Below are 9,256 nucleotides of genomic sequence, written 5' to 3' on the forward strand. Positions count from 1 at the left end.
TTCCTCCGTAAGATTCTTTAATGTGATTTCTACTGTTTTATTACTCAGATCATAATCACCGTCATAAGATATACAGGCGTTAAAATATTTAAGATGTGCAGAATTTTGATCTGTTTTCAGTAACACATCCTGTCCTACCCCAGTATTGAAACTTCCAAATCTGTTATCGTCCACTGCATATACTTCTTTTCCATCGATCTTAAAATGTGTCATCTCCTCAAAAGAAGTATGATCAGTCATAGAAATACTGTCCTCTGTTTTCACTTCAAAAAAAACATACAGGAATCCCTGATCCTGAACAGAATCTGTCAGGGTAACCGTCACACCATTTTGTGTTACAGACTGGTCTATATTCTGAATATAAGTTGATTCCTGCAGTGTCTCCTGCTGTTCCTCCGATGGATCCAGTCTTTTCACCAGGTAATCATTCCATTTAAAGAACTCTTTTGCAGCCACAGTAACAGCCATACCAGTACAGATTACTGCTGCTGCAATCAATAATCGTCCACTGATTTTTTTTCTTTTATATTTTTTATCAACTGAATCCGCCTGTTCAATCTGTTTTAGTGTATCTTCAAATTTATTATGAAAATCCTGTGGTACTTCCGGTGCGATATTATTCCATTTCTTCTCTAACATGACATTTTCCCCTTTCCTGTTATTCTCTTTAATTGCTTACTGTTTTTCCCAGTTGCCGGTCTTTTCTCTTCTTCGGATAACTGCACCTTCAAAAACTCTCTTGCACGTGAAAGTCTGCTTTTGATCGTTCCTTCCGGAATATCCAGAGCCTCACTGATCTCTTTCAATGAAAATCCTTCTAAATAATACAATGTTACCAAAACCCTCAGATCCTCCGGAAGTTCCATAATCGCCATATACAAATGACTGTATCTGTCCTCCTCAGTCATTTTCATATTGTCCATATATTCTTCATATGGAATAACATTTTTTCTTTTCCGAAGAATCCCTTTGCATTCATTGATCAATATCCTTGTGATCCATGTTCGGAAATATTTTTCTTTCTTTAAAGTGGGAAGTTTTTCATATGCCTTAAGAATTGTTTCCTGCACAGCATCCCCACAATCAGAGTCATTCTTCAGAATGGACTTCGATATATGATACAGCATGGCTTCTGCATCCCGAACCTCCTTAATAAATACATCTTTTGTCATAACTTTGTCTTCTCCTTTTGTCCAGCTGGATTACTATTCATGTTTACTTTTACACTAATTAGATGCATCGGAAAGGAAATCGGTTCTCATAAAAGTATTTTTTTCCGTTGGCTCTTCTATTGCCAACGAAATATCCGATTTTTTAATCTCTGTTCTGTTTGTGTTTATATTTTTTATGTAATTCCGTAATATATTCCTCAAGCTTCTCTTTGTCTTGCTCTCCACAAGCAACTAAACCAAAATACTGCTTAGATCGATCCTATATGCTTTCGCTGTTTTCTGACCCAGTTTCTCTGTATATGTGCAATAATTCCAGAAACGGTGCTATTTTATCCGGTAGTCTCATTTTTCGTTCTCCCCTACGTTTGCGGTAATCCCTGTTACCATTGTTCTTAGCAAACTCTAGTATACAGGTAAATCCACGTTGCTACAAATGTGGGGTCACTTCATATTATCTAAAACATATTTCGATAAGTCAAAATTACAATTTTCACACTTTAATTGATATAATATTCAATAACTAAACAAGGAGGCCATTTAACCATGAATAATGTAAAAATTCTATGTATCGCAGGCAGTATCGTACTCGGTAGTATATTGCTATCCGGACAAGCTTTTGGCAAAGCCCCCTCAGATCTAATCACCCTTTCCGCCCCTAAGGAGCCTGAGGGGCAATATGTATCTTATGATATAGATGGTTCCGGCTCTTATTATGATAGTGATTCAGATATAACTTACTATTTTGTCAAGGGGATTGTCACTTCTTATTCTAATCATGCAAAAACCTTTTCGCTGACTTCTGACGCCGGTGAAACTTATGAGTTACCGGCAGATACGGATATTAATATAACCGACTATCTCAACACAGAAGCACATATATGGTACTCAGAAGACTCTCAAAAAAACTTAAAATTACTTGCGTTCTCTCCTCAAATTTTTTGGGAACATATTAATGAGCTGGAATCAGATGAACAAATTCTGGATGGTGCCACAGAAATTGATGGGACTCTTTCAAAATATATCTCTTTCTGGTTAACAGAAGATAAAATAGATGTTACTCTCTTATTTGTTGAGGACAACGATGGAAACACTCATATATATGCAGAGGATAACACCAAAACAATCGAAGACTATATCAAGTTATATGAAGATATGCATTTAAATTCTCAAGTATATGATGATTTTAATGTTGCATATCTTATATCAGAAGCATCATCTTGACTTACCCAAATGTCTGGTTGAGAACCTGATGTTTTTTACATCAAACATATCATATATTTTAAATGCCGCAGCCAATATTTTCAAAGGCTGCGGCATTTTTGACTTAATTTTTCTTTCAAACATGTTGCTTCTTCTTTTGACTGCTGCAAATATGTTTATGTCACAAATTCAAGCAATAATTCAGCACTTACTATTTATGTAAAAAATCATTTCAGAAATTGATATATTTTTTCTTTTCTCTGTTTACATATTGACGGCTAAAGTGTAAGAAAGATGCGATTTCACTATCTGACCACCCTAAAATCAAGTATTTTAAAATATCCCTTTGGTTTGAAGTCATTTTTAAGGTTATATTTTTCAGATCAAATGCTAATTCCACAGATGAATAATCCGCTCTATAGCTTTCTTGTAAATCACCTTCATTATCCATATATGCACATTCGTATTTTTCTTTTTTTAAGTTTTTTTTGCATATGGTTTTACTAAAGGTTCCATTATGCAAAGTAAGTTTTGCATATATTTTGAATCATTTTTCGCCTGTATAACCAAATCTTTATATTCCTGCATCATATACCCTTTTATTTTTTAAAGAGTATCTGGGCATAAAAATGTAAACTTATTTTTTGTTCAGAATCAAAGGTTTCTTATATCTATAAAAAAAGGAATATTGTATTTAAACAATATTCCCCAGACTGTAGACAAACTTGGTGTTGGGTGTTATACCCAGCACCAAGTTTGTCTACAGTCTGAGGCGCTGCATATGCAGTGCCTTTTCCGAGAAAATCTAATATTCACTGGGAGGGGTATCTTCAAAATCTTCGTTTTCCGATTCACTCACATCAGGTACATATTCGTCGGCCATTTTCTGCGCTTCCTCTAATGTACTGGAAGGTAAATATTCCTCCCCATCACTCGTAAGCATGATTACTATATTAACGTTATTCTGACTATAATACTCCAGGTCAACATTCAGTCCGGATCGTACAGCACTCCCATTAGCTATATTCAGGACGGCGTTTTCTATATTAAAAACCATATTATAATAATTTCCTGATTCGCCCACTTCTACTGTTATCGTATTTTCATCGGAATACAGAATATTACCAGTGATATATTGGGTATCATAAGTTTCTTCCTGTGCAGATTCCTGATCTGCGGGATCTCCCTGGCTTTGGTAAATTTCCGCTTCTGCGTTATTTCCAGACTGTTGATTCTGCACACTGTCTCCTGGATTTGCTGCCACAGCTGTGGGCGTTGGCTTCCTGGTAACAGCCGTAGTAAGATTTGGAATAAACTTTACAGCATCCTTACCACTTTCGCTTTCCGTTTGCGCGGATTCGTTGCTTCCTGACAATTCACATCCTGTCAGGGTCACCGTGATACCTGTCAATATCACAAAAAACACTTTCAGAATCTTTTTTCTCATTTTTTTATCCTTTCTTTTTTACTGGTAGTGTCAAATTACTACCTGATTTTTATTGTTTAAACCTTGATTTTATGGGAGTTCGCAATAAAAAGAGCAATGACCTCTTTTTTGGTATAATGCAATCACCACAAGCAACACTACCAAAGGAGACATTGCTCATGGACATTATACTCTATTTACTTCAATTCATTCAATACCAACATAAACAAATTTGCTGGCTTATTAACCTTATCGTTACTGTTCAAGGGTTAGCTGGACTTAAGAAGACCGATGGTGTAAACTGGTAATAGTTAGAGCCATCGGTCTTCTTTATCCAAATATCCTGGACACTCTGTCAAATATATTTGCCGGTTCTTCCCGGCGCATCAAAACAAGCATGCTCATGCATTGACAGAGGTAATCGATGCTTTCGAAACTTCTGAATGTCACGGCCTGCGCCTGTTTCCGCTTATAATTCCGCAAAAGCCTTTCGGCTTCGTTATTCGTGGCAGGTACCCGGAGATCATGCAGGAACAGCAGATGGTTCCGCATGTATTTCTCCATTCTCAGGAATAGATTGTACCCGTCTCTGTAATAATCATTTGCCGGAATGTCCCCGTATTCTCTTCTGGCTGTTTCCAGTACTGCCTGGTATCTTTTTTCAAATCCGGAGATCGTCTTTGGATCCGGCTTATGGGGCAGCTGGATTCCATTTCGGAAATGGATCATTTCCTGTAGCAGTGAACGCATTTCTTTGTTCCAGATACGGTCCGGCTCATTCTCTATGCTGTCTTTCAGGTATCGCAGCACATGGGCAAGACATTCCTGGTGATCTGCTCCATAATTATAAAAAGTAACATCGTGATCGTGCACAAGGATCCCCTGATAATCCTCAGTGACCGTCCCTTTTATCCCTTCATGCCCTTTTTTCTCACGGGCAAAGTACAGGACTTTTCCATCCGGTACTGCACAGACGTATACATGACAGCTTTTTCCGTTTTCTTTCGCATTTGTACAGTCTGTATGCATGACGGGAGAAAGCAGCATATCTGCATATGTGGCCCTGCGTTCAGGCACAGTTTTTAAAGCAAACTCCCTGCTGAGTTTGCTTATCATCCCCTTGGAGATATTCAGTTTCCCGCCTGTCAGATCTGACAGGAATTTCCTGCTCTTGTCAATAGAAACACAGCAGTCATTGTTCAGAAGGAACAGGAATGCCCGGATACTTCCGTCATAATTCACTTCATCCACAACCCCGTCTGGAAATGCAGCATGCACCCGTTCACCTGTCTTTGTGTTGTAGTAAATATCTGCATGATATTCCACCACATTCAGGAGCACCTGGATGCCCATCATCTGTTTTATGATCGTTCTGCCGGTCTTTTTGAAATCACTGTCTTCCAGGACTTTTTCCGGTGCAGGAAGAAGGATAACCGGCTGTGTGGGTTCCTGTTTTTTTCTGCGGTGGCCGGGATGCCCCGGCTGACCGCCCGGTTTCCGTCCTGTTTTTTCCCTGCTGTTTGCGATCTTTTTCCGTTTGATCGACTTAGAGGAAGGAATAGCGGAGTTTTCATAGTCACGATTGATCTGTGCACGCAGTTTCAGGTTTTTCCCCCGTTCTTCTTCCAGTTCAGCAGCTGTTTCATAATACTGCAGACGGATCTCTTTTGCTTTATCCAGTGCATCATCCCGCTGTTTTTCAGCATCCAGTGCACGCTTTTCCATTTTTTTCAGTTCCTGCTCAGCCTTTCTTTTTGCCTGTTCAAGTTCCCTCTGCATATCTTCCAGTACCTGAAACCAATAATTACGGACACGGATCGTTTCTCTATGGGCGGCTGCCAGATCCTGCGTTAATCTCCGGAGCTTCCGTTCATAAGCCATGTATTCTTTTTGGTGAAGTTCCTGAAGATGGATATATCTTTCTCCAGATTCCAGCTCTTTAATTCTGGTCTGTGCTGCTTTCAGCCGGCACAGAAGTGTAATGTAATCATAAGTATCCGGCATGTATGTTCCTCCAGAAGTGTTCGGGTCAGATGTCGCTTATGATATCTGTGATCTTTGAGATATGATCTTCCAGATATTCGATCATTTTTTTCTGTTCCTGGATTAGTCCTTTCTGGATCTCAATCACTCTGAGATATTCGGCAAGAAGCTCATCCTGTTTTCTGATCTCTTCTTTTAAATCAATGTCCATAAGGCAGCCCTCTCTTTCTTATAGAGAAGTATAACAGAAACATGGGAAAAAAGCGAATTTCCAGGAATTGTCCTTTCGTCGATATGACTGTGGACAAGCAGGTATTTTGTATCTTGAAAAATAAGGACTATATGGTAAGGCTATAAAAAAATGTACTGTGTAAAATAAAATCCGGTGGATAACTCTTCAAAAAAGAAACAGCAGGAAAGACTATAAACATAATTTTTCCTACTGGAACTGGTTATCCACAAAACAAAAAAATAAATTTCATCACTTTTTACAATGGACTATGCATACCCTTGAACAGTAACTAAAAAGAAGCGAAAACCTATCAACCATGATGGTCTTCGCTTCTTTCAATTCATATCATAAAAACATTACTGCTCAAATCTGCCTTTCATCTTCACTTCCTGCTCCCACACAGCCACCTGGCCACGGGCAAACAGGCTGTTGATGTCGAGATTTTCATCCAGTACCAGAAGATCTGCGTCTGCGCCCTCTGCTACACAGCCCTTGACTCCTTCCTGACCAAGGAGCACTGCCGGAGTGCTGGTCAGAAGCTGTAAGGCAGCCTCCAGCGGCATACCCTCTCTTACCAGGATCTGAATGGTGCGGTGCAGATACTTCGGAGATGCGTATGTCAGGCCGATGCACTCGCCCTCCTCGTTGAAGCGTGGCTGGCTTCCGAATGCGTCACTGGATATGGTGACATGATCCAGTTTCACGCCTTCGCGGTGTAAGAGCTCGTAAAGCTTCATGGCATCAGATTCTACTTCTACATCATCGGCACCGGCGGTGCAGTCAATGTAACCGCCGCGGCGTACCAGATCCGCACCGGCATCAATCAGGCCCGGATTACGTAAAATATGGGTCGGTAGCAGGTTCTTGGCCGGAACATCGGAATGATCCAGAACATAGAATACCGGATCCAGTCTTCCCTCTCCGTCACCCATATGCATAGTCACCAGCCCCGGTGTGTTGCTGAGCAGACCGGCTCTGCGGGCTGCGGTAGCCAGGGCGATCAGCTCTTCCCCGCCCGGATTGGAGCTTCTGTGGTCAGATACAGCTACCTTCACACCGATCATAGGCGGAACCAGGATGATATCGCGCTCTACGCTTCCGGTCAGGGTGGTCGGCGGGTAACCGTAGGAGCTGGTCAGTGTATACACGGTCATGCCTTCCTCGGTCAGGGCACGGGCCTTTGCTACCAGATTCTCTACACTGCGGGTTACGCCATCTGTACCCAGAAGGCCAACCACGGTGGTAATACCGTTTTTTAAAAATTCGCTGAGCTGAGACTCCGGTACACGGGATGCCGGTCCCTGCTCTCCACCGCCTCCGGTGATATGCACATGCATGTCAATGTAAGCCGGAACAACGATTTTTCCCTCCAGGTCATAAGTCTCCACTCCCGGGAGTCCCTCATAGCCTTCGATAGAATCCTGCATCAGAAGGATTTTCTCTCCCTCAATGAGGATATCTTTTTTTCCCAATTTCTCTGGTGCGTAAACATTCGCGTTTTTCAGTAACTTGATCATAATGTCTATTCTCCTGCCTTTTCTTTATTCTTCAAAAATTCCACCGGAATCAGGAATCCCGGTGGAACAAGACTTTCGTATTTAGTTCTCCTTTTTCTTCTCATCAGCAAGCTTTGCGATACCGAATCCGGTAAAGCCCCAGATGATTGCAAAGATCCAGCCAGTGTAGCACAGGATTGCCCACGGAAGGTAATCCAGGGTCTCTACACCAAGGGTAGATGCCATATAGGCACCTGCTGCGGACCACGGAATCAGCGGCACCACTACAGTACCGGCATCCTCAAGGGTTCTGGACAGGTTCTTTGCCGCAAGTCCGCGCTCTTTATAAGCGTCACGGAACATCTCTCCAGGAATCAAAATGGAAAGATAAGAGTTACCGGTAGTCAGTGCCATGGTAATGCAGGCTGCCACCGTTGCGGTAATCAGTGCGCCGGTACTCTTTGCCACGCTTAAAATCTTCTGAAGTACAACATCCAGACAGCCGGCCCGGCTCATGATGCCTGCAAAACAGAATGCACAGAATACCAGAAGTGTGGTACTCATAATGCCGTTCATACCACCACGGTTTAACAGCTTGGTAACCGCCTCGGAACAAGTCTCGGTGTCGAAGCCTGCGCGATGGATCATAGATACACTAAAGCCGTTTACCGTTGCCTTTAACACATCACCCATTGCTACATGCTGAATGAAAACACCCTCTATGCCAGCTACAAAGGTGGAAAGAAGCATAACCGGAATGGTTGGCTTCTGAAACAGGGAACCTCCCAGCACGATTAGCACCGGAATGATGAGCAGTAGGTTCCAGCTGTACATGGAAGAAAGCTGGCTCAATAAGGTAGTAACAGTATCAGAGGTGATATCTGCACTTACATCTGCGTTCATACCAACAATGGCATATACCACCAGAGAAACGATGGTTGCCGGAACGGTGGTGTAAAACATATGTCCGATATGCTCATACAGTGTGCTGCCTGCCGCGATCGGAGCCAGGTTCGTGGTATCAGACAGCGGAGACATCTTATCACCGAAGTAGGAACCTGCGATACATGCACCTGCGGTAGCCGGAAGAGACACACCCAGAGCACTTGCAATTCCCATCAGGGCAACACCCATGGTTGCGACAGAACCCCAGGAAGTACCGGTAACAACCGATACAACAGCCTCGATCAGAAATGCTGTAACCAGCATGAATTTCGGGTTTACAATCTGAACACCATAGTAAATCATCATCGGAATGGTACCAGCTGCCATCCAGGTACCAACCATAGCGCCAACGCATACCAGAATCAGAATTGCCGGCATACCTTTTGCAATCTTGGTACAGATCTCATCCATCATCTCATCCCAGGTAACACCCACACGGAACGCGATAAATGCCGCGATTGCTGCTACCATGATCAGGAGCGGCTCCGTGCTGTAGCCGAACACGCCCTTTCCAATGGTAAGGATCAGAAGCATTGCGATGATCGGTGTGATCGATTCCGCAAAGGTGGGCAGACGTTTGGCCCGTTTTTTCTTTTCTTTCATTTGTAATTCCTCCTTTTAGCCTCATTCGCGACAGTTTCACATTTTATCACGGCAGAAGCTTAAAATCCGAACTTATTATATCAGAAAAGGAGAAGGGCCACAACTAAAAGTTTGTACTTTTTTAATTTTCTTTCTCTCGTTCGTTACTGTTCAAGGGTTAGCTGGACTTAAGAAGACCGATGGTGTAAACTGGTAATAG

10 protein-coding genes are annotated in these 9,256 nt (G+C 42.2%); 1 reads left to right on the top strand and 9 read right to left on the bottom strand.

Translation table 11 applies throughout. From position 1 onward, the window contains the following. Together DXC01_RS19230 and DXC01_RS19235 are read right to left on the bottom strand one after the other, a co-directional pair. Nucleotides 1–639: DUF4179 domain-containing protein (locus DXC01_RS19230; protein WP_147399649.1), on the bottom strand; the 639-nt coding region annotated here is incomplete at its 3' end. Continuing rightward, nucleotides 633–1,172 carry an RNA polymerase sigma factor gene (locus DXC01_RS19235; protein ID WP_055056185.1) on the bottom strand — a complete coding sequence of 180 codons (540 nt, stop codon included), beginning with the start codon at nt 1,170–1,172 and terminating at the stop codon, nt 633–635. The genes DXC01_RS19230 and DXC01_RS19235, both read right to left, overlap by 7 nt. 543 nt (nt 1,173–1,715) lie before the next feature. Between DXC01_RS19235 and DXC01_RS19245 the strand changes: the two genes are divergently transcribed. After that, nucleotides 1,716–2,393 (top strand): hypothetical protein, encoded by a 678-nt coding sequence (locus tag DXC01_RS19245; RefSeq protein WP_005424139.1) that lies wholly within the window; start codon nt 1,716–1,718, stop codon nt 2,391–2,393. Here the strand turns inward: DXC01_RS19245 and DXC01_RS20930 are convergent. The 7 genes from DXC01_RS20930 to nhaC all read right to left on the bottom strand — a co-directional run bounded on the left by DXC01_RS20930 (nt 2,385) and on the right by nhaC (nt 9,057). Continuing rightward, entirely contained in the window at nt 2,385–2,516 is a 132-nt protein-coding gene (locus DXC01_RS20930) for a hypothetical protein (RefSeq protein ID WP_005424140.1), read from the bottom strand. The two genes, DXC01_RS19245 and DXC01_RS20930, sit on opposite strands and share 9 nt — an antisense overlap. An 88-nt stretch (nt 2,517–2,604) precedes the next feature. Further along, on the bottom strand, nt 2,605–2,823 hold the full coding sequence (locus DXC01_RS20060; protein ID WP_005424142.1) for a helix-turn-helix domain-containing protein: 219 nt from the start codon (nt 2,821–2,823) through the stop codon (nt 2,605–2,607). A 354-nt stretch (nt 2,824–3,177) separates the two neighbouring features. Continuing rightward, complete coding sequence (locus DXC01_RS19250) at nt 3,178–3,819, bottom strand: hypothetical protein (protein WP_005424144.1); 642 nt, start codon at nt 3,817–3,819, stop codon at nt 3,178–3,180. Nucleotides 3,820–4,128: 309 nt separating this feature from the next. Next, nucleotides 4,129–5,802 carry an IS66 family transposase gene (locus DXC01_RS19255; protein ID WP_117640293.1) on the bottom strand — a complete coding sequence of 558 codons (1,674 nt, stop codon included), beginning with the start codon at nt 5,800–5,802 and terminating at the stop codon, nt 4,129–4,131. Between the two features lie 25 nt (nt 5,803–5,827). Then, on the bottom strand, nt 5,828–5,992 hold the full coding sequence (locus DXC01_RS20410; protein ID WP_173906393.1) for a hypothetical protein: 165 nt from the start codon (nt 5,990–5,992) through the stop codon (nt 5,828–5,830). A gap of 377 nt (nt 5,993–6,369) precedes the next feature. Beyond that, complete coding sequence (gene iadA / locus DXC01_RS19260; RefSeq protein ID WP_008391939.1) at nt 6,370–7,530, bottom strand: beta-aspartyl-peptidase; 1,161 nt, start codon at nt 7,528–7,530, stop codon at nt 6,370–6,372. Nucleotides 7,531–7,611: 81 nt separating this feature from the next. Beyond that, nucleotides 7,612–9,057, bottom strand: a complete 1,446-nt coding sequence (gene nhaC / locus DXC01_RS19265) for a Na+/H+ antiporter NhaC (RefSeq protein WP_118254341.1) — start codon at nt 9,055–9,057, stop codon at nt 7,612–7,614. Nucleotides 9,058–9,256: the final 199 nt, after the last annotated feature.

This window comes from Blautia sp. OM07-19 (genome assembly GCF_003481595.1).
Taxonomy (GTDB): domain Bacteria; phylum Bacillota; class Clostridia; order Lachnospirales; family Lachnospiraceae; genus Blautia_A; species Blautia_A intestinihominis.